This is a genomic window from Palleronia salina (genome assembly GCF_900141995.1).
Taxonomy (GTDB): Bacteria; Pseudomonadota; Alphaproteobacteria; order Rhodobacterales; family Rhodobacteraceae; genus Palleronia; species Palleronia salina.
In genome coordinates this window covers 46,921-68,954 of record NZ_FQZA01000005.1, presented here as the reverse complement: position 1 = coordinate 68,954, position 22,034 = coordinate 46,921, and the positions used below count along the sequence as shown (strand labels likewise).

The following is a 22,034-nucleotide window of genomic DNA, read 5'->3' as shown; positions in this document are numbered from 1 at the left end:
CGGGCGGACAGAAATGGGATAATCGGCGCCCATGCTCGACCATAACGACATTCACCCGCTGTTCCACGGTGCCCCCGACAGCACCGAGTTCCGCAAGCTGCGCAAGCGCATCGTGCGCCAGACCCGCGAGGCGGTCGAGCAATACGGCATGGCGCGCAAGGGCGAGCGGTGGCTGGTCTGCCTGTCGGGCGGCAAGGACAGTTATGTGCACTCTCAGACTGTTGCGCACGGAAAAATAAGATAAGTCATTATTATTAAAATATAAAATAATCCCATAGCGACATTTTATGCCGAATGAAAGTTCTCGACATCGTCGTGTTTGAAACTTATTATTGGCAGTCATGGACAATGATGCACAAGTGACGCCGAACGGGACGCCCTCTCTGGAACCTCTCCAACTCAGGAAAATTCAGTCGGGAGGGAATACGGTCAAAATACCAATTACCCCTGATTACAAGGCAGACCTTTTCGGGACAGCATACTTGGCCGCCCATCACGAGGAACCAGTGAACACTCGCGATGCGCGGTTTCAGTCGCTGGCTATTTTACGGTTGGCAGCAATCGTGGGCGACATCCAACGGCCTGAGCACCGCCTCAGCTACGAAACAGGCCTAACCGAGCCAGAACTCCGCGCGATCGACCTGCTGATCCGGCACACTCATGCAGTTCTGAGCGACCTTGTGGAAGAGAAGAAAAAAGGAATTGACTTCATAAATCTGGAGCTCGCCCTTTCCAAACTCAAACCCGCCGCAGCCACGACGCACCACCTCCGGGCCACTTATGTCATCGACTATCTTGAGTGGTTGATGAGAACAGGCGATGGCGTTCTGAGTCGATACGTTGTGCCCGACAGCGACATCCGGTTGCGTCGTCAAGCTTTCGAGTCAATCAGGCAGTGCATTACGAAACCGACGAAGCCAGGGCGGACCAAGCGCAATGCTTTTTCGGGATACGCACTCAGCAGGCTTGAAGAGCACATGGGAACCTATGATCCGAGGGCCATTTGGAAAGATGGCCTAACAGCGCTCCGGAACTCCACAATGTTCGCTCTGCAATTCTATGGTGGCTTGAGGCGCTCAGAGGTGCTTGCGCTAAAATGGGAGGACATCAAGCCTGGCCGTGGCACAAACTATCCTCCGGAGATTAGTGTCGCCGCCCGCCGTAACGATCCTGAAGACCCCAGAAAGCGCAAGCCAGAGGCAAAGACCGGCTCCGGCGTAGTTACAGTTCCGAACGAGGTCTTTCGTCAGCTTGATGAGGCATGGCGAGAGGCTTGGGACGATATCTACGACCTCGCCGAGGAGATCGGCGTCGAGAGTAACATGGACCATACATTCGTCTTCGTAACTACAACGATGCGACGCCCTGACCTATTTGGATCCCCCCTTAGCCTCTCCGGATTCAATGCCGCCAGTCAGAAGCTTTGCTTGAGCTGCGGAATCGCTAAGGGCGAACTCACTTCACATGCGCTCCGTCACCTATCAGCTATGAGATATGTCCGCCGCCAACGTCAAAGAAATGAACCCGCGGATGCCATCGAGAAGGGCATGCGCGAATTCTTTCGTTGGTCCACGACCAGCAACATGCCATCCTACTACACTGCCAACGAAGACCATGCTGCGATTTACGCGGATATGCTCACAGACGCACGATTTTGCGAAGAGATGTAAATGGTCGCGAATAAGAAGAGTTTCTTTGAGATCGTCGCCCGTCCGACAACTGTGCAATCACAATCAGGATACGTTAATCAAGTTGAATCGGACATTTGGGAGTTGCGCGGACGGCAGATCGATTATGGACTTCTTGCCGACGCGGTTACAGAAGGCTTTCTGAAAGAAATCAAGCATCAGTTCGCGACCGTGATGCAGACTCGTCAGCATGCAGATTCGTCCTTTCAAGCCTTTTTTATAGCACTCAAAGACTGCATTCATTTTTCTTTCCGCGGGACAGGCGTGAAGGTGAATGCTCTAAGCAGCGCAATGATATCGGAATGGCGCGACGAAGCGTCAGGACGCGGCTATCCGTACACACTAAAGTCGCTCATCATCGCTGTCCGTGCCCGCGATCCGAAAGCCTTCCCAAACGTGACGAACAAGGTGATGAGGACGCTGAAGAGGCCGCAAAAGGAGGTCCAGCACATCTTATCGCTCGACCCGAAAAAGGGGCCATGGCTCGAGCGCGAGGTGCTGGATCAAGATCGTGCTATCGAGCAAGCCTACACGAGTGGAGCATGGCACGTAGAAAAATACGTTCTGGTTCAACTCTTTCGTTTCTACGGCATACGCCCCGAGCAAGTCGCGAACATGAAGATAGCGGATGTACGGTGTCGCCATACAGGCCATGCGAAAGCCGAGATTCGATGGCCATTCGCCAAGAATGACCTTTCGGCTGCGCAGGCACCGTGGTGGCCACTCGGCGGCGCACTGCTGCCAGCGTTGGAAGCCTACCTTGATTTGCGCCTTGATGGCATCCCACTGAGCGAACAAGAGAGGCTGCCCCTCTTCACGCCGGAGGGTCTTCCGGGCGTCTGGCGAGGGTCAAAACAGCCGAAACCCAATCGGGAGCCTGGGTATGAGGGGCACCCGATGAGTGCCCGCGTGGCAGCACGCTTTACAAACACCATGACGTCTCTCGGTCTTCTGACGCACCGCAGCGGCAAGCCCGAACCCATGACCTTCAACCCATACCGGGAGCGCCATACGGTTGGAACACGCCTCGCTCTAAAAGGTTACTCGGCCCCTCAGATCGCCTTGCGTCTTGGCCACAAGAGCTCCGAAAGCTGCGCAGCCTATGTCGATCTCGCACGCATGGCCATGCAGATGCGCAATTCTAAGTTCTTACATATGATGGACGACGTAGGTTCAGTATTCACGAATCCCGTCGTCTCTCATGCGGAAATTGAAAAAGACCTCACGCCAATCATCTCGCTCGAGGCGACGACGGAAGCAAAAGTTGCCTTGATTGGAGGCGGGGCGTGCGGAAACTGTATGTTTGCGGGCGACGCCACAACTGGCGAGCCGTGGCCCTGCCTTAGTTGCCCCAAATTCCAGCTCTACGAGGATGCCGACCTGCAGCCCCTATGGGACGTCCTCCAAGAAAGACAAATCTATATGCAAAATGAGGACGGTAGCTGGAACACCCGTTTCGACCCGGACATCCGTGCGCAATTCGATCGATACGAAGCCCTGCTCATCGGCGCCGAGAGGCGACGACAGGAGGTCGAGGCGGAGCGTAACGCAGTTGCGCAAGGAGAGGTCTGTTGACCCGCCCAATCCAGCTTGCGACATCGACAGAGATCTACAGCGCCCAAGCCACGTTGGCAGCAAGGATCGAGGAGGCCAAGGCCTCGTCGATCCTCACGAACGCGAAAATCGCTTGGTACGAACTTCAGTGGAATTTCACGGATCTGACGGAACGGACCAGCCCAGCGGATACGAAGCCGATCGCCACTATTGCGCCTCTTGGCTCCAAAGAGCGCTACGAGGACGCCTGGGCAGATTTACTATGCATGCTGATCGTGTGGCTTCTCGAAGAGAAGCATGAGATCGGAGAGAAATGGAAATCCGGCACTCTTGTAGATTTAATTAAAGGTGCGCGTCGCCTCATCGACTATCTAATCGCCGAGGGGTCAGCGGCGGACATCACAGAGGCCTCCCCAGTCGTGGTCGAAAGTTATCTGACCGGGCTCATGGAGGACGCCAACACCGGCGCAATTTACACTGCTAAGGGGATTATTGCCCGTCTGGTCGCACGCGGCGTGGCCCCGCAGTTTTCCAGTATAAATGTCAAGGGAAGTCGCAAGAAAAAAAATGGGCCAAGCAATGTTCAGGCGTCATCCTGGAATGAAATCGTCGCGCTTGGCTGCGCCTACCAGAGGCTCAGATCAAACGAGAGCCCGGACGCGAAGCGCAACGATTTCGACTACCTCCGTTATTACACGATGCTCGCCTCGCTGCTCGTTTGCGCACCATCCCGGATCTCAGAGTTGTGGCGCACAGCAGCCGATATCGTTGTTTTAACGAATCCTCTTGAACAACTTGGAGATAGCATTCCTGAAGACAGCGCCCAAGATCTCGACTTCAAACTCGGGCTCGTGTGGCATCCTGTCAAGGGGGGGCGACCAATCGTTAAGCCCATTCCGTTGGCTATGCAGGAGGTCGCGCGGGATTGCATTGACATTTTATACGAGTACGGCAAAGAGGCTCGAGAGATTGCGCGCTGGATCATGGATAACCCCGGGTCGATGCCAATTGCAGAAGAAGTTGCGCACCTTCGCATTTGCCGTGATACGGGTATTATTTCCTCGGAGGAGTTGAAAGACCTCTTCGGCCTACCCGACGACAAGCACATCAGCACACACAAACAATGGTGGACCAACTTTCCACTTACAATGGCGACTCGTCGGCAGAGTGGGCGCGGAGGTGAAAGCAAACGCGAGAATCACTATTGCTTCCGAACATTGGAGGCAGAGTGGTGGCATCTCTTTCAAGAAAAGTGGAAAAATACGTTCGGCGCAGATTGGCCATATGCAGTAAATAGTGAAACTTACAAGCTTGAGGCTGACCGCGCACTGCTGATAATATTCGAGGGGCAAATTGATCCGAGGTTCAATTATCGAAACAAGCTATTTTTAGTTACACCAACAGACAAAAATATTCATAAGCTGCTTGTGAAAAATTCCTCTCAAGAAACGCTATTTGAACGTCTTGATATCTGCCTTCCAGATGGCAGCTGTCCATCGATTCAAACTCACGACCTGCGGCATTTCCTGAACACCATGGCGCAGCGTGCTGGTATACCCGAGCCGATAATCGCCATGTGGAGTGGACGACGCAGCATAGCTCAGAACTCCGTCTATGATCACAGGACCGACGCCGAGCGTCTTCGAGCGCACGGCTACCACGTCTCCGACTACGACGAGGCGCAAGTGGACGATTTGCTGACACGACAGGTCGGCCAAGCTTTTCAAGGCAACATAGCCCTACCTTCCATCGAGATTCTATCGGACTTGGAAGCGTCTGTGCGCGATTTGAACCGCCGCCTGATGATCTCAATTACGCAGTTTGGGTTCTGCGTCGGGGACCTTAAATCCGAGCCGTGTCCGCACGCGATGAACTGCCTTAGCTGTGCCCGCCTCGTTGTCTGCAAGGGCGCGGCTAAGGCAAAGACGCTCTTTGAGGACAAGATTCGCAAGCTCAAGAATCAGCGTGATCTGCTCCGCAGCCACGTCGAGGGAGGCGGGAAACGCATCAAGAACGACAAAGTCCTGCCGCACCTCGAGGCCCAGATTGCCGGCGCAGAGGACATGCTGATGGCCCTGAACGACCCACATATCGAGGATGGCACGATAATCGCCAGAAAGAATAAGCGTGGCGCTATCAAGGCGGGCTTCACTGATCGCATCAGGCTTTTCGCTACAGAGCAAGGTGAGATCCCAGAGTTGAAAGGGCCAATTAAAAATGGCTGAGCGCCGCACGATTCAGAAGGATGACATCGATACGGTTATCGGCATCATCAAGTCTTTCCGCAAGAAGCCGACATGGGACGCCATCACCGATAGGGTGAAGGAAGCTGGCCTGCCCTTCCAGAAACGCGCCTTGCAGAATCAAAAGCGGATCAAGGCGGCCTATGACGAAAAACTGGAAACTGTCCGAATTCGGCGCGCAGTCCACGCCGAGCGAAGGGCTCGAGTTGGCCTCCCACGCTCGGAGAGCGATCTCATGGAGTTGGTGGAAAAAAATCAGCGTCGCATCACGGAGCTTGAGGCGGAACTTCAGCAGAGGAATCTTGAACTCGCGTTCCTGACGCAACGGTGTCGACGCGAGAACATCGAGCTCGGCGAAATCAACCGCCCCCTAAAACCCCCAAAGAAGATTTGAAATGACATCGAACATCGAAAAGGGTCGTGAAACTGCACGCAGAGCTGAGAACTGGGCCGCCGAAATCGAGGAATCTGGCCGCACGGATGAATTTGTGCGTGCAGGCGCTCTCAATAGGAGTCTTGTGGCGGAGCGTCTCGACTTTTCGCGGTCCGCTTGGCAAACCAACCCGGGTCTAAAAGCTCTTGCAGCACGCCTCGATGCTACCTGGGGCGACGGCAAATTAACGCCGGCTGAGCGCGTCTCCGCGCTTATCGCCGAGCGTCGTTCCGCTGGAGACCCACTTCCCGTGCTCGAGGGCGCCCTGGTTCTGCGCGAGATCGCGGATCTTGCAGGCCTCCACTACACTGAGATGGCTCGAAAGGACGTGCGGGCCGTCCTCTCTTCCTATGCCGAAAAGCATGGAGTGGCGATGGGGAGCGCCGGCACAGTGGCACTCGAAGAGGACATAACGCCGTCGTCACCTGATCCGACGGAAATGGTTCCAGCTTCGCGGCTGCGTGAAGCGCAACTTCGGCTGTCGAAAGCCGAGCGTCGCTTGGCCGAGCTGCGCGCAGAGAACGCAAAACTGCGAGCGCAATTGATGCGTGGCGACGAGGTTGCCGAGCTGATCGCCATGGGCGCCAGAGTTTCTCCAAAGGGTCGCTCATGAAGCAAGTTGACTTGGTTGCGACGGGCCTGCCCAGCGAGACCAGCCTGCTCGCAACGTATATAGCAAGCGACCGGACCTTCCGGGGCATCGGGCCCCGGCGTGCCGCTGCTCTCGCCGAAGCTTTAGGGGACGACCTACAGGCAGCAATCCTCGCACTCGACAAGCGCGTAATAGAGATCGTCGGCGAAGAACCTGCCATAGAAGCGGCAGCGGCAATGGAAGCGCGACAATCTGAAGTTGCTCTCCTTTCTTGGCTTGACGATATTGGCGCCCAAATACCCACCGCCAATGCAATCCGGCTCGCCCGGGCGTGGGGACCGCAGGGAATCGAAGCGGTGCGTCAGAATCCCTACCTCCTGCTGTCGGTGACCAGTTGGAAGGCCGTCGACGCGATAGCGCGTTCGCTCGGAATAGATGACAGTGACACGCGCCGAGACGCGGCAGCCGTAGAGGCTGTGCTAACAGGCGATGCGTGTCTTGGTGTGGGCTCAACACGCTTGACCGTGCAACGAGTTCTCTGCGCCGCAGCGCACCTGTTGGGTCGCCCAGCCGCGGCCGGAGCGGCCCAGGCGGCCGTGGCTTCAGGCGGGGCTGCTCGGTTTGCTGACACGCTTCAACCCCCAGGGACGGCACATATGGAAGCCGAATGCGCCCTCAAGCTCACGCGCCTCTCATCGGCTCGGCCGGTTTTGGGTGTCACGCCGTCCGCCACGTTAAACACCTTGCTTGCAGCCTATGAAGCGGGCCAGCCGTTCCCATTGACAAAAGCGCAGCGCGAGGCAGTTCGGATGTCCCACCGACACCGGCTTATGGTTCTGGCGGGCTACGCCGGATCCGGCAAGACGACCGTGTTGCGTGGAGTCTGCGAAACTATGGAGGCAGTTGGGCGCAGGCCCCTCATTGTGACCCTATCTGGACGTGCCGCTAAGCGTGCTGCTGAGGCGACATCCCGGAGAGCGATCACGGTCACGCGATTCCTGCTTGAGGCTGACCGCCCACTCAGCGCGAACACGGCACTGATAGCAGACGAGGCGTCGATGCTGGGTCTCGTGGAACTCTGGCGCATCCTACGGCGTATCGGAGACGCTTCGCTCCTCCTGTGCGGCGACCCCGCGCAGCTGCCCCCTGTCACCCCAGGCATCGTGTTCCATCAACTCGCAACCGACCATGAAGTAGCCCGTGTGATCCTTGATCGCGTGCACCGCCAAGACGAGACCACCGGCATCCCGGCGCTCGCCGAAGGCGTACGCAATGGCACACTGAAAACTCTCTCCACCTTCGAGGGAGCGCAAAGCGGCGTCACCTTTACGCCTTGTGAAAAGAACAAGCTGACCGCCGCGATCCACGCTATTGGCCGAGTTCTTGCCGAATCCGGGATGGGGCGTGACGATGTCCAGATTATCGCGCCGACGAACCGCGACATCGCGGCAATAAACGGCTATTTCCACCGTCTTGCGATGCAACGTCGACCGGTCGCATGGCCAAGGACGGCCCACGTGGCCGAGGGCGAACCAGTTATTTGGACAAGAAACGATGCTGATCGCGGACTGACGAACGGTTCTATGGGTCGAATTCTACGCGTCAGGTCCGACAGCATCACGGCAAATCTCGACGGAAACGTGCATGAACTCGCGCCGATAGATGGCTCTTTCCTTCAGCTCGCCTATGCGGTGTCCGTCCATAAGGCCCAAGGCTCACAATGGCAGCGGGTGATCGTGCCAGTGTTCGCGAGTCGAATTCTCGACCGCTCAATGATTTACACAGCTTTGACGCGCGCCCAGGAACAGGTGATTTTCCTTGGCGACCGGCGGGCACTTGACGTCGCAGTGCGCCGTCCGCCAGCGGCCGAGCGACGCGAGGTTGGCTTCGGAGACTGGCTTACACTCACGCGCGCCAAGTCAGACAATGGCCAGCGAGACAACCGGATCGCCGCCCAACTTTAATCGTAAGGGTTCGCAGGGTGACCCCAATGTGTCGCCACGCAAGACTCTACTCCATACGAGTCTTGCCAGAGAGTCAAAGTTCGAGCAGTGCCCCGGGGCGGAGCTAAACGTAGAACACTCAAGCCCTAATAACCTGCGAGCTCGTGGTCAGGCGGCCGCCTGTTTTGCAATCTTCGAGGCCACAAGCCAGGCCACCCAATCTCCCAGGAAACTCCTGTAGTCGTCCTCGCTGATACGCAGGAAGTTAAGGCCGTCCAGCTTACCCATGCCAAACCTGCAAGCCGCGTCCGCAAACTCGCACTTCGGTTTGCCGTATTTGCCGCTGACGAAAGCAAACATCTTCACTGGTGTGCCGTGCCTGCTGCGGCCATTCTCGTCAAGATAGGCGATACCTCCATGAGCCATCGCATTGCGAAGGAGGCTGACCCATTGCGATGCGGGCATAACACGCGCCGCCTTTATTGCATCTTCGCTTTCGAGCGCCTCAGCCAAGCTATCTGGCAGGCCATCAGAAATATTTGGAAATGGCCCATCGCGAAGAGGATGAAAGCGCCAAGTCCCGTCCTTGTAGAAAGGGGCATCGCCAAGCTTGCCCTTACGAATTACCTTCATAAACGCCTCGACGGCTTCAGGGTTTAGATGCCTGTCATCGGCGTAGGCTTCACCGTCGTTCTTGTCAATCTGACGCTCGATGCGCTCCAACGGTATGTTTAGGATTGGCATGGACATGGAAACCAAAAAGGTCGATGTTAGCGGGCCGAGATCGGGATGCGCGCCACCATACAGGTTGGAAGCTGCTGACCAGAGGCCATTGATGAGATCAAGGCAACGGCTTGGCAGTTCAATAGAATAGTGCTGCGGATTTCCCATGGTCTAAGTTGCTCACTTATTTTCCAAACGCATTTGCTCGATTTGCCCGTCAATCCACTGCTCAACCTGACCGCAGGCCTCGAGTAAGAGCTCCCGGATATCGGCAGTCTGAAGGATGAAATCACGGTATTTCTTCAAAGCCTTGTGTGGATTCTTTTCCCGTCTCAGGGATGCCTCCCGCTTCCGCCAGCCGGGCACTGGATCCCTTGAGTAACGCAAGGCCCCGTTTGCAACCAGCCAGCTCTGGATTTCCGCGATAGATTTCCCCGGCAAGGCGGCCTTGCCATTGAGACGTTTCTTAGCCTCACGGGCAGCTTTCGGATCAAACATGATGTGCCAGGCTTCGGTTTCGATTACGGCCTGATCCCGACTCATCTGGTGCGGTCCGCCGGTTGCTATAATATCGATGACGCCGTCCTGCTCTTCAACGAGCTGGGCGAGATGATCCGCCAGCGCATCTACGAAAGGCCCGGCGTCAAAGTCCGCCTGCGCTGCCAGAGCACGGCATCCCTCTTGGAAGTCTTCGCGCGCCCGGAAACCGTACGGTTGTTGTCCGAAGTATTTTCTTGAGCGCTCGGGGAGCATCATGTCCGGGCTATAACTCAGGAAATTGGGCTTGTAGCGCGCAAGAACTCCGACCGCGCAATCGAAATACAGTGCTGCAATGGCAGGCAGCACAGCCTCATGCTGCAGTCCAATGTGATAGACGTCATTGCGCAGATCATGACAGATTGAAATAGTCCCGGCTTCCTCATCGGAGATGGGCAGTCTGGGTTTGGCAAAACGCAGCTTGGCATCGAAATGCCGTCCAAGGGCGGCCTCCAAAGCTGAGGCATCTTTATAGACCTTATCGCGCTTCCACGATGCAGATCTCTCACGTCGCTCATCCTTGGCAAGCTGATGCAGCACGAGTTCTAAGGCATTGTCCGTCAGCATCACCGCAAAGCGCGCGCTGTTGGCATCGCCCTTCAGAACGTGCTCAAGGGCCAGATCAAGTTGCTCGAGCGTATGCGCAAGGAATCTCAACATAAGTTCACGTTATTCCGCTTCCCGGCGCGGCGCCATGCCAACGAGAACGTCGAGGTCGACTTACAACTCCTCGGGCTGCGAATACCCCCCGCTGGTTCCAAATCCCGATCATCCACGCAGAAGGGCGGTCACCTCCTCACAGTCGGTGTTATTGCTCGGACAGCATCTGTCGGCGAGAAGGGGTTTCCGCCGGAAGAGACTCTGCCGTATACCGCTGGTTATGACCGATGATCTCGATGACATACATCCCATCTTCCAGGGTGCTCCGCAGACGACGGAGTTCCGAAAGCTGCGCAAGCGGATAGTTCGCAACGTTCGCGAAGCAGTTCAACAATACAGCATGGTGGAAGGCAGCAGTGCGCGCTGGCTTGTTTGCTTGTCTGGCGGAAAAGACAGTTACACGCTTTTGGCGATCCTTATCGAGTTGAAGTGGCGTGGCCTTTTGCCGGTAGACCTTCTCGCCTGCAACCTCGACCAGGGGCAGCCCGGCTTCCCGGCGACGGTGCTGCCCAAGTTCCTCGAACGGATGGGCGTGCCGCACCGAATCGAGTACCAGGACACCTATTCCATCGTCGTAGACAAGGTCCCGCAGGGGCGGACCTACTGCGCACTCTGCTCGCGGCTGCGGCGCGGCAACCTCTACCGCATTGCGCGCGAGGAAGGCTGCAACGCCGTCGTGCTGGGTCATCACCGCGACGACATCCTCGAAACCTTTTTCATGAACCTCTTTCATGGTGGGCGCCTTGCGACCATGCCGCCAAAGCTGGTGAACGAGGAAGGCGACCTATTTCTCTACCGCCCTCTGGCCCACGTGGCCGAAGCCGATTGCGAAAAGTTCGCCAAGGCCATGAATTACCCCATCATCCCCTGCGATCTCTGCGGCAGCCAGGACGGGCTGCAACGCCAGCAGGTCAAGCAGATCCTCGATCAGTGGGAGAAGAACTCCCCCGGGCGCCGCCAGGTGATGTTCCGCGCGCTGATGAACGCGCGGCCGTCGCATCTTCTCGATCCGAAGCTTTGGGACTTTGCGGGGCTGGCGCTGAAGATGGACGGGGCATCGGCGGGGGCGCCTATCCTCAGAGAAAGAGACGTCGCTGTAGAGAAAGGGCCCTCGAGCGGCCCTGAAGCACAAATCGATTGGCAGTGATGGGTTGACGGCGACGGGACCGGCGGATGCTGACGATGTCGGCGGGTCGCAGACCCGGCGACGTCGGCCGCAGGCCGAGCCGGTCTCGACGCCGTCAAGGCGGGAGAGAGGCTCACAGGCGCGGCGGCAGGGCGTATAGCGGATCGAGACCCGCGGCTCGATCCGTAGCCCTGTCGCCGGGACAGATCGCGCAGCGATCTGCGCATGGGACGCCCGCCGACCCTGAGCTTGAGTAGGTCGCCCGTCTTCGGTTCGCGCCCGTGACCGAACCCATCCGGAGCAATGAATTTTTGCCACGCTGTGGCATCGGGCTGTCGTCGCAGGTATCCGAGAAACGGTCTTTCGGGATGAACTGCCATATATCCTCCGCTGGCACGGTATGCGATTTTCCTGACTACGTCCGTGATGCGATAATGGACGCTGGCGGCAGACTGCCGGATCCCGGTGAGAAGCTCATGACAGCGCTGGGAGAGCTGACGGCCCTTCGTGGATAAACAAGATCCCGGCCAGGCCGGCAACCCGGGTGACCTGTTGAACTGCCCCATCCTCGGAGAGGGCTTTTTTCTTTATCTCAAGGCGCCATTCTGGCTACGGTGCCGGAAATTATCTTCTGGGGGACGGTTTGAGTTTCAAGAAAACGGCGCACTATCGCCGAGCCAGCCAATCGATTGGAGAGGGGGCTGCGCTGCAGAACGCTCTCGACCTCTGCCGCGATCAATACCCGGCCGAAGCATACCCGGTGTTCCCCTTCAAGAATGGCGTTGACGCCATTGTCGCGTCCCATGATCGGGATCGTCAAGGGCGAGACTACCTGCACCTCGTGACGTTCGAGGAAGGTGCTGGCGCGGCAGTAATCCAGACGATCCGTCGTGCCGGAGTGGCAGAAGAACCCGCGCCTCGTGAGAAGCAATTCATCCAATCACAGGTATACTTGGTGTGCCGAGGTGACGATGTTGTCTTCACAACCCACAATTCCCCTGTCCGCGACAGCTCGATCAGCGTTCTGCTCAACAAGCTCCTGGAAGCCTTCTGCCCCGACGAGGCGACGTATCTTCTCACCGCCACGCTGGATGAACGGCGTTACCGGGCGATGATGCAGGACGGCATCGAGGAGATCGACCTCGACGTGGGAGGCTATCGGTCAACCCTCGAGTATCTCTCGAACCAAGGGCAGATCCCTAATGCCGGACTTTTCTCGATGCTGAAGAGCTTGGTGTCAGACGATGCGACACCCGAAGAACTCGAAGCGGCAGAGCGTATCATGGGGCGCCTCACGCTCCGTCCAGGCAGGGCGTGGGATCAACCTCAAGTCCGGGAGCTCATGCTGGAAATGGCAGAGGAGGTCCTGGACGAAGGACATGACGAGGGCTTTGCCATTGTGACCAAGTCAGGGGTGAGGATCACGCGGGACTCAGTTCGGGTGCGCGACGATTTCCGCGTCGACGGCAACCGCCGCGTGATCGATACTGTCCAGGTTCGGACCGCGCTATCGGACGCCTTCGATCACTTCGACGAACTCGGGATTTTTGAACGCTGATGCGTCGTTTCAACCCATACAAGGCGGTCGGTCTGCTGCTGACCTTTGGGTTGCCATTGATCCCTGCGTATCTGGGGCTTGGGGAGGCGCTAAGGGTTTCGGAAAAGCCCGCCGAATATATCGGAGTGGTCTATTCCATTCTCGCCGCTTCGCTGTTCGCAATCGTCTCGATCGTGGGCGATCCTGGCATGCTGCTCCCGGGCACATGGCGCGCGTCGTGGGAGCAGGCGAAGGACGTTCAGCTGCGCCTGATGCGACTGACTTACCTCTTCATCCTATACTTGATCGTGCTGGCTCTTCTCGTCGCCAGCGAAGTGATCGAGGCGAAAGGGCTCGAGGCGTGGTATTTCGTCCATGACATCTTCGGATACCTGTCCCTCGTGGCCTTCATCTTGTCGGTGTGGTTGCCATTCGAGATCAAGAACATCCAAATCGAGCGCCTCCGCCAAGAGATCGACGCCCGCCGCAACAAGAGATCCTGACCTCGCCAGGTCAGGCTGCCTTTGCCTCCTTCAGCATACGTTTCTGCAGGTCAGCAAGCAGCACCCAATCGGTTTCTCCGGGAAGCCGGCCGTGCATCACGGTCTTCCCGTTCAGCTGGGTCTTCGTGCCCTTCTTCGTCAGGCACAGTTCATTCGCGGCCGCTGACGGCGTTCCATACGCCTGACCTCCGAAAACCAGACGACCGTCATCGACGATGCCATCGAGGTTAGTCGTGTTGTAATGGAGGCGCAGCTGGGTCCCATGCGGCAGGTTGAGACCGGTGGAGTGGCCCTTCCCGATCCAAGGACGCCCTTTTCCGACGCTCCGCAACTGCGCCTGCGGCGTAGCGTCGATGCCGAGCAACCGCCGAAGGACTGAGTTGTCCGGCTCCGAGAAATCCTTCCTCGCCGCCTCTATGGCCTTGTGGACGTCGATGTCGATGTCGATGGCGCGTGTTTTCATGATGTGCTCCTGACCTGAGATGAAAAACTCTTATCCCTCTTAACGCTTTATATCAAGTAAAAAGAGTAAAAAGAGTGATTTCAGGGAGCGGAGCTCGCGGCGGGGCGTGATCTTCCTCGCATGGATAACACGCAGAACCGCTGGCTCGGCAGCAACGGATGTCTGCGCCGATCTGGTAAGCCGTTATGTAATAGACCCGCCCTATCACTACGTGATAGGCTTATGATCTATATCAAGCGAGCGCAGGGGCATCTTGTGGCATGAGTGACATTCTGGATATGGCCCACGACATGGCGAAGGACCTACACGAGGTCGGCGCCATGAACGACATCACCATGCGCGTCATGGATCGGATCTGCGTTCCGGAGAAACCCTCCTTCACGCCAGCCAGGATCAAGAAGATCAGGGCCAAGAGCCGTATGAGCCAGCCCGTTTTTGCCCAATTTCTCAATGTCGGCGCGACGACGGTGGCTCAGTGGGAACAGGGCAAGAAATCCCCGGGCGGTTCCTCGGCGAGGCTGCTCGATGTCATCGATAGGAAAGGCATCGAGGCCATCATCTGAGCTGGGGTCAGAAAGCCGCCCGCCATCATGAGGTCCGCCGACAGAGGCCTCGAAACCGGAGGAGGTCAGGAGGATGACATCGGCAATAGATCCAGAGGCCCAGGCCTTCCTGGTCTTTCTCGAGCAGGAAGCCCCGTCCGACCCGCAACGCCTGCAGCCTTTCGGCGGGCACATCGTCCAGCGCGCCGCCGACTTGGTTGATGGCGTTGAAATCGACCTTCACGCACCACTGGAAGAAGACTGAACAGAGGTGAACTAACCGGAGATCCGATCATGCCGGGCGACAGCGAAGCAGCTATGATATCGCCGGTCCAGAGGTCGTCTGAGGACCTGCTGGCGATGAAGCGGACCCGCGAGGCCGCACGGCGGCTTGATGATGATGCACGCGCCGTCGTGTGCTGGCTTGATGCAGAATTCCCGGGGCTGGTCCTCAGCATGGAGGTGCAGCGACACCATGGCTGTGAGGACAACGAGATAGCCCATGTTGAACCACGGGTGACGGATCGCCCCCGGCGGCATGAAGCCCGCGATGCCGCGGAAAAGGCGCTCACAGCACTCGGATGGTCCATCAAGCCAGAAGGGCGCGATGTCCGCTCAACCTTCCATCGCCCGTCTCAAGCGCAATCCGCCCATGCCCGCCTGGCAGATATCGCCCGCGTTCGTCGAGCGGTGAAGCAGGCGGGCACCACGATATCCAGCCATTGTCCTGCAACGGCCCGCCAAGGGTGAGAGCATGGATGCGGCCATAGAGAATTTCGCCATCCTCGACTTCGAGGCGTCCAGCCTCTCCCAGGAGAGTTGGCCGATCGAGGTCGGGCTCAGCTGGATTGAGAACGGTCATGTGCAGACTTGGTCATCCCTCATCCGCCCGGATCCAGCATGGGATCTCGACGACTGGTCCCCACAAAGCGCCGAGGTCCACGGCATCCCTCTTTCAGAACTCGAGGATGCACCTCCTGCCGCGGAAGTGGCGGAAGTCTTTTTTGATGTCGTCGGGCGCCGCAGACTTGCCTCCGATGCCCCTGAGTTCGAGGTGCGCTGGCTCTCGCGCTTGCTGCAAGCTCCCGGCCGCGTGGAGATCCCTTTGATCGAGGATTTCGACGCTGTCTCGTTCGCTGTGTTCTCGGGCTACGCCCTTGATATGCTCTACGAGACTGTTGAGCGACGCCCTGCCCCTCATCGCGCGGGCCTGGACACAGCGCGTCTCGCTCGCGGCTGGCTGAGGGCGGCCGAGCATCAGGCATCCCTCCAAACGGAAAACAAGATCGCATGACCGAGATATTCAGCACCGAAGTCATTCTCACCGGCACCATCGTCGGGAACAGTCTGCTGGTGACGATCATGGGCTTCCTCATGATGCGAGAACCAAAGGATGATCGACCAAAGGTCGATATTGAAGCCGTGGTCCGGAATGCCCCCTACCATCTTCTTGAGGGCACCGGGATCAAGGTTGAAGGCGCATGTCCGAACCAATGATGGCAAACCGGCCGTCATAACGAAGCTTGTCAGATCCGCGGCTTGCCTTCATAGTGCCATCATTTCGCAATCAGGATGCGTCATGGCACAACTCACCGTTCGAAATGTCGACGATGCGATCGCCGCGGCCCTGAAGGAGCGGGCGGCGAAAGCGGGGCGATCCGCAGAGGCGGAGCATCGCAGGATCCTCGAGGAAGCCCTCCGCCCCGGCCACAGGGCCGACTTCTTCGCCGAGGCGCGCGCCAGACGCGTGAAGCTGGCCCCAGGGGCTCCGACCACGACGGAGATCCTCCGCGCGGATCGTGATCGCGACGAAGCGTCATGACAGCGGGTGAGAGCTTCGTTGTCGACACCTCCGTCGCAATCAAGTGGATCGTGGACGAAGAGGGAAGCGACAAGGCAGAACTCCTCCAGGGGGCTGACATGGTCGCGCCCGCCCTCTTCCGGATCGAGGCCGGCAACGTCCTTCGAACCCTCGCCGCGAAGCAAATCCCGCCGGACGAGCGCGCGATCGATCTCTTCCTGTTTCTGCAGACGGCACCGGTGACGATCATCGACGCCGACGAGCTTCTGGAGCGACGTGCCCTGGAACTCGCCTTGGAGATCGATCACCCGATCTACGATTGCGTCTACCTTGCGCTTGCCGAGCGCATGGATCGCCAGCTCGTCACCGCAGACCGTCGGTTCCTTAACATCCTTTCCAAGACCCCTTATGCCCAACGAGTGATCGACCTCAGCCACCTTGGCGGGCATCCAACCACGTGAAAAGTTTCTTCGGGATCATCGAGAAGGACCAATCTTCTCGTAAGACGCCCGCGCACAAGACGAGAAGAAAATAAATGAACGACGAGTTTGCCCACCTGCCCGTTCTCGAGACCCGAGGACGGGACCGCGTTCGAGACCTCGCAGAGGTCTTCACTGCAGAGCGTGAGGTCGAGGCCATGCTTGATCTGGTGGCTGATAGTGCCTCGAGTATCGAGGCCAGATTCTTTGAGCCCAGCTGCGGCAACGGAAACTTCCTTGTTGCCATTTTGCAGAGAAAACTGAGAACCGTATTTCGTCGTCACAAAAAGACTAAGCCGTTCGAATTCAATAGTCTCAAGGCACTTTCATCGATTTACGGCGTAGATATCGATGGCCATAACATACGAGACGCCCGAGAGCGCATGAAGATGGTCATGGTCGATTTCTACTCCACGCACCTGAATACTGCGCGGCAGACCGAGGGCTTCGGTAATGCGATCGAATATATTCTGCAGCGCAACATTTGCGTCGGCGATATGCTTAACGGTGCAGATTCCATAACCTTCGTGGAGTTCTCATCTCCGAAGATCAATAAGTTCCAGCAGCGCACCTTCAGGCTGTCGGACATGATGGAATCGGAGAGATTCGATTGGCGGGGTCCTCCATCGATCGAAGAAACTCCTATGAAAAATTACTGGGAGCTGGGTAGATGATAGCAGACGGTATCTTGGCGCCCTTGCGTCAACCCGATATTCTGGATTGCATCGCCAACCTGAGCTCGGACGAAGTTTTTACGCCGCCTGCTCTGGCAAACCAAGTTTTGGATCTGCTTCCAGACTCGCTCTGGAGTAATCCGGAGATCAAGATCCTTGACCCCTGCTCGAAGTCGGGGGTGTTCCTTCGCGAAGCTGCCAAGCGCTTGATGGCCGGCCTTTCCGAGGCAATACCAGACGAAGACGCTCGACGCGAACATGTCTTTCGAAACATGTTGTTCGGCATTGCCATCACAGAGCTCACCGCGATGATCTCGAGGCGAAGCGTCTACTATACGAAGGACGCTACAACTGAGTGGTCGATCGTCCCCTTCAATAATCCTCAAGGAAACATTCAGTTTCAACGGGGAACCCACGAATACAGATCCGGCCGGTGCATTCACTGCGGAGCGCCGGAAGGAAGTCTTGACCGAGGTGAGCACCTCGAAAACCACGCCTACCAATTCATCCACCTCCCGCTGAAAAAGGTGAAAGCAATGAAATTCGACGTCGTGATCGGCAACCCGCCCTATCAGCTCAAGGATGATGGATACGGAGCGAGCGCGTCGCCGATCTACCACCTTTTCGTTGAACGTGCGAAGGCCCTCAAACCCCGATATTTGTCGATGATCATCCCCGCACGCTGGTATTCCGGTGGGAAGGGCCTCGACGGCTTCCGTGCGTCCATGCTGAAGGATCACCGGATGCGCGAACTTGTCGACATGCCGAAGCTTTTCGACGCCTTCCCGGGAGTGAAGATCAGGGGTGGTGTGTGCTATTTCCTGTGGGACCGCGAGTATGATGGGGCATGCACCGTGCGGACCCTCTGGGACGGAGAGCAGGTCGGCGATGCCCGGTCCCGCTATCTCGATCAGTATGATGTCCTGATACGGCGCAACGAAGCCGTATCAGTTCTGGAGAAAGTTAAGGCCTATCGTGTCGGGGGAGAAGCCGAAGGCACGTTCGATACCATGGTTCTGAGCTCGAAACCGTTCGGCTTGAGAACGAACTTCCATGGTAAAGCGAAAGCAGACGGCCTCAACGACCCTGTCCGCTTCTATGGCTCAAAGCGGACCACCTGGGTTGAGCGAGACGAAATCACGCAAAATCGACCCGCGATCGATCAGTGGAAGGTCTTGATGTCGGCCGTTCAAGGGACGAGCGCGGCCATCGAGACAAAGTTTCTAAGCAATCCGATAATCTCTGGGCCCGGGGAAGCCTGCAGTGAGACATACATCGTGGCCGGGGTCTTTCCCGACCGAGAAACTGCAGAGAACTGCGCAAGCCTTCTGAGAACGCGCTTCGCGCGCTTCCTTGTCTCTCTACGGAAACCGGCGCAGCACGCATCGAAAGATGTGTATGCGTTCATCCCAATGGTTCCGCTCGACCGATCCTGGACGGACGAAGACCTATATGAACGCTACGGACTGAACGAGGAGGAGATCGCCTTCATCGAGTATACCGTGCACGAGATGCCGCCACGCGAGCCGGTCACGGCACAAGTCAGTTAAGGGGTAAAGGTGATGGACGGAGATTCCAGGGTGGAGGAGAGCAGGTACTTCGGCCGGATCGGCGTGCCGAAGATTTACGCCTATACGACGCCGCACTACAGCGACACACCATGGACAGGATCTCGAGAGGGGACTGGCCTGTTGAAGGTCGGCTACACCGAAAAGGAGGTCGTCGATCGAATTTGGCAGCAGTTCCCAACTGCAACCCCTGAGAAGCAACCGTTTACCATCCTCCTTGAAGACCAAGCAGTCACGGATGATCGAGGCTTCTTTCGCGACGGATCTGTTCACAAGCTGCTCGAGAAGAAGGGCGTCCGGCGCGTCAATGGTGAGTGGTTCGAGTGCACCGTAGAGGACGTCAAGGAGGCACTGATCGAGATCAAGACTGGCCAGCGGACAACCACGTCAGGGCGGCATCAAGATTTCGACATGCGACCCGAGCAAAGAGCTGCCGTCTCAGCTACGGCTCGATACTTCAGGGCACAGAGCGAGAGCAAGAACGGCGCCGGCGATCGGCGTGCTTCTCATTTCCTCTGGAACGCCAAGATGCGGTTCGGCAAGACTTTCACATCCTACCAGCTCGCCAAGGAGATGGGATGGAAGCGGGTCCTGGTGCTCACCTACAAGCCGGCCGTTGCAGACGCCTGGCGGGAAGATCTGGAGAGCCACGTCGACTTCGATGGATGGCAGTTTCTGAGCCGAGATGAGAACTATGAGGACATGGACGATAACCGGCCGATTGTCTGGTTCGCATCTTTCCAGGACATTCTCGGGCGCACTGCCGACGGCAAGATCAAGCCGAGGTTCGAGGCAGCGCACCTGATCGACTGGGATTGTGTCATACTTGACGAATACCACTTCGGAGCATGGCGCGACGCAGCAAAGGATCTTTACGACGCCGATCTGGCGGAAAGCGACTTGGAATCCGACGCAGCGAAAAAGGACGAAGATGCCGCCCAGGCGTTTTCCGAGGAGACCTTTCCCCTCTCGGTCGCGCACTTCCTCTATCTGTCGGGCACACCTTTCCGGGCTCTCGGGTCCGGGGAGTTTCTTGAGGATCAGATCTACAACTGGACCTACGCCGATGAGCAGCGCGCGAAGGAGGCCTGGGACGAGAACAAGCGCGGCCCGAACCCCTACGCCGAGCTCCCGCAGATGGTTCTCATGACCTACCAGATGCCTGACGCGATCCGCGAAGTCGCGTTGAAGGGAGAACAGAACGAATTCGATCTCAACGAATTCTTCCGTGCCGAGAAGGTTCCCGCCGAAGAGGCTGAGGATGGAATCGAGACATACCGGTTCATCCATGAGAATGCCGTGCAGGACTGGCTGCACCTCATTCGCGGCAAATACATGCCTGCGAACCTCGTCGCAGGCGAAGACCATGTGAAGCCGCCGGTGCCGTTCGAGGATGTTCGCCTCCAGCGACATCTGACCCACACCTTCTGGTTCATGCCCTCAGTTGCGTCCTGCCGGGCCATGAAGCTCCTTCTCGGGCAGGAGCAGAATGTGTTCTTCCATGACTACAGAGTGATCGTCGCCGCCGGATCGGATGCCGGAATGGGCCTCGAGGCGATCAAGCCCGTAAGAGACGCAATCGGGAAGGGTGTCGACACGAAGACGATCACGCTGAGCTGCGGCAAGCTGACGACGGGCGTCTCTGTGGCGCCATGGTCTGGTATTTTTATGCTCAGAAGTACCTCCAGTCCGGAGAGCTATTTCCAAGCGGCGTTCCGCGTCCAGACGCCTTGGTCCCTTACTAACCGAGATGGGCTGGACCCGAAGCGGAAAGAGATCCTCAAGCACAAGTGCTACATCTTCGATTTCGCGCCGTCGCGGGCCCTGAACCTGATCGCGGAATACAACAGCCGCATCGACATCGGCTCAACGGAAGCGAGCGTGGAAAAGAAGGTTTCGGACTTCATCCACTTCCTCCCCGTGCTCTGCTACGACGGGTTTCACATGCATCCGCTGAACGCGGAGCAGCTTCTGGACTACGCAGTTTCGGGTATTGCCTCGACGATGCTGGCAAAGCGCTGGCAGTCTGCAAGGATGGTCAACGTAGACAACGATGCTCTCGAGCGCATCCTGAACAACGCTACCCTGCTGGCGTCCTTGGAGAGGATCGAAGCCTTCCGGTCCCTCGGGAAGGATCTTACCAAGGTGATTTCGTCCGAGAAAGCCCTGAACCAGGTGAAGAAGGAAAAGGGCAAGCTCGACACGAAGGAGACGAAGGACGAGGACAAGAAGAACAGAGGGTTCAAAAAGGAACTAAGGGAGAAGCTGCTGAAGTTTGTGACGCGCGTTCCCGTCTTCATGTATCTCACGGATCATCGGGAAGCGACTCTTGTCGATGTCATCCAGAACATCGAACCCCAGCTCTTCACGCGGGTGACAGGACTCCAGGTCAAGGACTTCCGCACCCTGTGCGAGATCGGCGTCTTCAACAGCCAAGTGATGAATGCAGCCATCTTCGCTTTCAAGCGATTTGAGGAAGCAAGTTTGATCTATGCTGGAGGACAGGATCTCCCAGAGAGAGTAGGCGGCTTCGATGCCATCATCGGCCGAACGGAGCTTCACGAAGTGACAGAAACAATATCGTAGGGGTGCCTGACCAGCCCCAAACGCAACGAAACGCTGTCATCCGATAAGCGTTGGATGAGCTGATTCGGTCACCTCAACTCCCCTGAGACCTGCATAGGGCTACTCAAAGCCCTCACGGGTCATCCTGTAAGCAGCTTTCCACACACGAAAAAAACGGTCTGCGCGGCGCCTCCTGAGAGGCGCCCTCGCGCGTCTCGAGGACATGCTCTGACCGCCATCGCTTTGACATCTTAATCACTCTCCTCAACCAAAACCCAGGTTCATTGGAGGGGATCGCACGTCGACTTCGGCGTTGGCGGAGCGGTGGCGAACAGAAAAAGGCAATACCTTATCTTCGCGAGCGCAGATCGAAAGTCGCGTTCTTGTGGTAGCCTTCCATTTG

Annotated in this window: 22 protein-coding genes and 1 pseudogene; 20 read left to right on the top strand and 3 right to left on the bottom strand. The window is 57.5% G+C overall.

The genetic code is table 11. The features are described from left to right. Positions 1-31 precede the first annotated feature (31 nt). The 7 genes and pseudogenes from BUB76_RS09075 to BUB76_RS09045 all read left to right on the top strand — a co-directional run. A pseudogene (locus tag BUB76_RS09075) lies at positions 32-205 on the top strand (tRNA 2-thiocytidine(32) synthetase TtcA); the annotation flags it as partial. Positions 206-341: 136 nt separating this feature from the next. Continuing rightward, positions 342-1,670 carry a tyrosine-type recombinase/integrase gene (locus tag BUB76_RS09070; RefSeq protein WP_139250832.1) on the top strand — a complete coding sequence of 443 codons (1,329 nt, stop codon included), beginning with the start codon at positions 342-344 and terminating at the stop codon, positions 1,668-1,670. Then, on the top strand, positions 1,671-3,263 hold the full coding sequence (locus BUB76_RS17645; protein ID WP_139250831.1) for a site-specific integrase: 1,593 nt from the start codon (positions 1,671-1,673) through the stop codon (positions 3,261-3,263). After that, complete coding sequence (locus BUB76_RS17640) at positions 3,260-5,467, top strand: hypothetical protein (protein WP_139250830.1); 2,208 nt, start codon at positions 3,260-3,262, stop codon at positions 5,465-5,467. The genes BUB76_RS17645 and BUB76_RS17640 overlap by 4 nt, the downstream gene beginning before the upstream one ends. Continuing rightward, entirely contained in the window at positions 5,460-5,879 is a 420-nt protein-coding gene (locus BUB76_RS09050; RefSeq protein WP_073128453.1) for a hypothetical protein, read from the top strand. Before BUB76_RS17640 ends, BUB76_RS09050 begins: the two co-directional genes overlap by 8 nt. A gap of 1 nt (position 5,880) precedes the next feature. Further along, positions 5,881-6,531 (top strand): hypothetical protein, encoded by a 651-nt coding sequence (locus BUB76_RS17635; RefSeq protein WP_139250829.1) that lies wholly within the window; start codon positions 5,881-5,883, stop codon positions 6,529-6,531. Then, positions 6,528-8,474: an AAA family ATPase gene (locus BUB76_RS09045; RefSeq protein ID WP_073128452.1), complete on the top strand. Its 1,947-nt coding sequence runs from the start codon at positions 6,528-6,530 to the stop codon at positions 8,472-8,474. Before BUB76_RS17635 ends, BUB76_RS09045 begins: the two co-directional genes overlap by 4 nt. 147 nt (positions 8,475-8,621) lie before the next feature. On the opposite strand, the gene BUB76_RS17630 is transcribed toward BUB76_RS09045, so the two are convergent. Then, a complete protein-coding gene (locus BUB76_RS17630) occupies positions 8,622-9,344 on the bottom strand; it encodes a hypothetical protein (RefSeq protein ID WP_139250828.1) in 723 nt (240 codons plus the stop codon). Between the two features lie 12 nt (positions 9,345-9,356). Continuing rightward, positions 9,357-10,373 carry a hypothetical protein gene (locus BUB76_RS09035; protein WP_073128450.1) on the bottom strand — a complete coding sequence of 339 codons (1,017 nt, stop codon included), beginning with the start codon at positions 10,371-10,373 and terminating at the stop codon, positions 9,357-9,359. A 220-nt stretch (positions 10,374-10,593) separates the two neighbouring features. Between BUB76_RS09035 and ttcA the strand changes: the two genes are divergently transcribed. The 3 genes from ttcA to BUB76_RS09020 all read left to right on the top strand — a co-directional run bounded on the left by ttcA (position 10,594) and on the right by BUB76_RS09020 (position 13,539). Then, positions 10,594-11,520: a tRNA 2-thiocytidine(32) synthetase TtcA gene (gene ttcA / locus BUB76_RS09030; RefSeq protein WP_175550289.1), complete on the top strand. Its 927-nt coding sequence runs from the start codon at positions 10,594-10,596 to the stop codon at positions 11,518-11,520. A gap of 622 nt (positions 11,521-12,142) precedes the next feature. Next, positions 12,143-13,057: a hypothetical protein gene (locus tag BUB76_RS09025; RefSeq protein WP_139250827.1), complete on the top strand. Its 915-nt coding sequence runs from the start codon at positions 12,143-12,145 to the stop codon at positions 13,055-13,057. Further along, a complete protein-coding gene (locus tag BUB76_RS09020; RefSeq protein ID WP_073128448.1) occupies positions 13,057-13,539 on the top strand; it encodes a hypothetical protein in 483 nt (160 codons plus the stop codon). Before BUB76_RS09025 ends, BUB76_RS09020 begins: the two co-directional genes overlap by 1 nt. A 10-nt stretch (positions 13,540-13,549) precedes the next feature. Here the strand turns inward: BUB76_RS09020 and BUB76_RS09015 are convergent, their stop codons facing one another. Then, positions 13,550-14,002 (bottom strand): hypothetical protein, encoded by a 453-nt coding sequence (locus BUB76_RS09015; RefSeq protein WP_073128447.1) that lies wholly within the window; start codon positions 14,000-14,002, stop codon positions 13,550-13,552. A gap of 260 nt (positions 14,003-14,262) precedes the next feature. Here BUB76_RS09015 and BUB76_RS09010 point away from each other — a divergent pair, with 260 nt between their 5' ends. The 10 genes from BUB76_RS09010 to BUB76_RS08970 all read left to right on the top strand — a co-directional run bounded on the left by BUB76_RS09010 (position 14,263) and on the right by BUB76_RS08970 (position 21,652). Further along, on the top strand, positions 14,263-14,565 hold the full coding sequence (locus BUB76_RS09010; RefSeq protein ID WP_073128446.1) for a helix-turn-helix domain-containing protein: 303 nt from the start codon (positions 14,263-14,265) through the stop codon (positions 14,563-14,565). Positions 14,566-14,638: 73 nt separating this feature from the next. Further along, positions 14,639-14,809 (top strand): type II toxin-antitoxin system PrlF family antitoxin, encoded by a 171-nt coding sequence (locus BUB76_RS09005; protein WP_084140605.1) that lies wholly within the window; start codon positions 14,639-14,641, stop codon positions 14,807-14,809. 95 nt (positions 14,810-14,904) lie between these two features. Continuing rightward, positions 14,905-15,294, top strand: a complete 390-nt coding sequence (locus tag BUB76_RS17625) for a hypothetical protein (RefSeq protein ID WP_139250826.1) — start codon at positions 14,905-14,907, stop codon at positions 15,292-15,294. A 4-nt stretch (positions 15,295-15,298) separates the two neighbouring features. Beyond that, complete coding sequence (locus BUB76_RS09000) at positions 15,299-15,838, top strand: 3'-5' exonuclease (protein ID WP_073128445.1); 540 nt, start codon at positions 15,299-15,301, stop codon at positions 15,836-15,838. Beyond that, positions 15,835-16,041 carry a hypothetical protein gene (locus BUB76_RS08995; RefSeq protein WP_073128444.1) on the top strand — a complete coding sequence of 69 codons (207 nt, stop codon included), beginning with the start codon at positions 15,835-15,837 and terminating at the stop codon, positions 16,039-16,041. The genes BUB76_RS09000 and BUB76_RS08995 overlap by 4 nt, the downstream gene beginning before the upstream one ends. Before the next feature lie 82 nt (positions 16,042-16,123). Then, a complete protein-coding gene (locus BUB76_RS08990) occupies positions 16,124-16,366 on the top strand; it encodes a FitA-like ribbon-helix-helix domain-containing protein (RefSeq protein ID WP_073128443.1) in 243 nt (80 codons plus the stop codon). After that, a complete protein-coding gene (locus tag BUB76_RS08985) occupies positions 16,363-16,806 on the top strand; it encodes a type II toxin-antitoxin system VapC family toxin (protein WP_073128442.1) in 444 nt (147 codons plus the stop codon). The genes BUB76_RS08990 and BUB76_RS08985 overlap by 4 nt, the downstream gene beginning before the upstream one ends. A 74-nt stretch (positions 16,807-16,880) precedes the next feature. Then, complete coding sequence (locus BUB76_RS08980) at positions 16,881-17,498, top strand: class I SAM-dependent methyltransferase (protein ID WP_073128441.1); 618 nt, start codon at positions 16,881-16,883, stop codon at positions 17,496-17,498. Continuing rightward, a complete protein-coding gene (locus BUB76_RS08975) occupies positions 17,495-19,048 on the top strand; it encodes an Eco57I restriction-modification methylase domain-containing protein (RefSeq protein WP_073128440.1) in 1,554 nt (517 codons plus the stop codon). The genes BUB76_RS08980 and BUB76_RS08975 overlap by 4 nt, the downstream gene beginning before the upstream one ends. Before the next feature lie 12 nt (positions 19,049-19,060). Then, positions 19,061-21,652 (top strand): GIY-YIG nuclease family protein, encoded by a 2,592-nt coding sequence (locus BUB76_RS08970; RefSeq protein WP_073128439.1) that lies wholly within the window; start codon positions 19,061-19,063, stop codon positions 21,650-21,652. The last annotated feature ends 382 nt before the right edge of the window (positions 21,653-22,034 follow it).

Coding starts and splice junctions, on each gene's coding strand:
- BUB76_RS09070 (WP_139250832.1), top strand. CDS start 342: ATGGACAATGATGCACAAGTGACGCCGAACGGGACGCCCTCTCTGGAA.
- BUB76_RS17645 (WP_139250831.1), top strand. CDS start 1,671: ATGGTCGCGAATAAGAAGAGTTTCTTTGAGATCGTCGCCCGTCCGACA.
- BUB76_RS09050 (WP_073128453.1), top strand. CDS start 5,460: ATGGCTGAGCGCCGCACGATTCAGAAGGATGACATCGATACGGTTATC.
- BUB76_RS17635 (WP_139250829.1), top strand. CDS start 5,881: ATGACATCGAACATCGAAAAGGGTCGTGAAACTGCACGCAGAGCTGAG.
- BUB76_RS09045 (WP_073128452.1), top strand. CDS start 6,528: ATGAAGCAAGTTGACTTGGTTGCGACGGGCCTGCCCAGCGAGACCAGC.
- BUB76_RS17630 (WP_139250828.1), bottom strand. CDS start 9,344: ATGGGAAATCCGCAGCACTATTCTATTGAACTGCCAAGCCGTTGCCTT.
- BUB76_RS09035 (WP_073128450.1), bottom strand. CDS start 10,373: ATGTTGAGATTCCTTGCGCATACGCTCGAGCAACTTGATCTGGCCCTT.
- ttcA (WP_175550289.1), top strand. CDS start 10,594: ATGACCGATGATCTCGATGACATACATCCCATCTTCCAGGGTGCTCCG.
- BUB76_RS09020 (WP_073128448.1), top strand. CDS start 13,057: ATGCGTCGTTTCAACCCATACAAGGCGGTCGGTCTGCTGCTGACCTTT.
- BUB76_RS09015 (WP_073128447.1), bottom strand. CDS start 14,002: ATGAAAACACGCGCCATCGACATCGACATCGACGTCCACAAGGCCATA.
- BUB76_RS09010 (WP_073128446.1), top strand. CDS start 14,263: ATGAGTGACATTCTGGATATGGCCCACGACATGGCGAAGGACCTACAC.
- BUB76_RS09005 (WP_084140605.1), top strand. CDS start 14,639: ATGACATCGGCAATAGATCCAGAGGCCCAGGCCTTCCTGGTCTTTCTC.
- BUB76_RS17625 (WP_139250826.1), top strand. CDS start 14,905: ATGAAGCGGACCCGCGAGGCCGCACGGCGGCTTGATGATGATGCACGC.
- BUB76_RS09000 (WP_073128445.1), top strand. CDS start 15,299: ATGGATGCGGCCATAGAGAATTTCGCCATCCTCGACTTCGAGGCGTCC.
- BUB76_RS08995 (WP_073128444.1), top strand. CDS start 15,835: ATGACCGAGATATTCAGCACCGAAGTCATTCTCACCGGCACCATCGTC.
- BUB76_RS08990 (WP_073128443.1), top strand. CDS start 16,124: ATGGCACAACTCACCGTTCGAAATGTCGACGATGCGATCGCCGCGGCC.
- BUB76_RS08985 (WP_073128442.1), top strand. CDS start 16,363: ATGACAGCGGGTGAGAGCTTCGTTGTCGACACCTCCGTCGCAATCAAG.
- BUB76_RS08980 (WP_073128441.1), top strand. CDS start 16,881: ATGAACGACGAGTTTGCCCACCTGCCCGTTCTCGAGACCCGAGGACGG.
- BUB76_RS08975 (WP_073128440.1), top strand. CDS start 17,495: ATGATAGCAGACGGTATCTTGGCGCCCTTGCGTCAACCCGATATTCTG.
- BUB76_RS08970 (WP_073128439.1), top strand. CDS start 19,061: ATGGACGGAGATTCCAGGGTGGAGGAGAGCAGGTACTTCGGCCGGATC.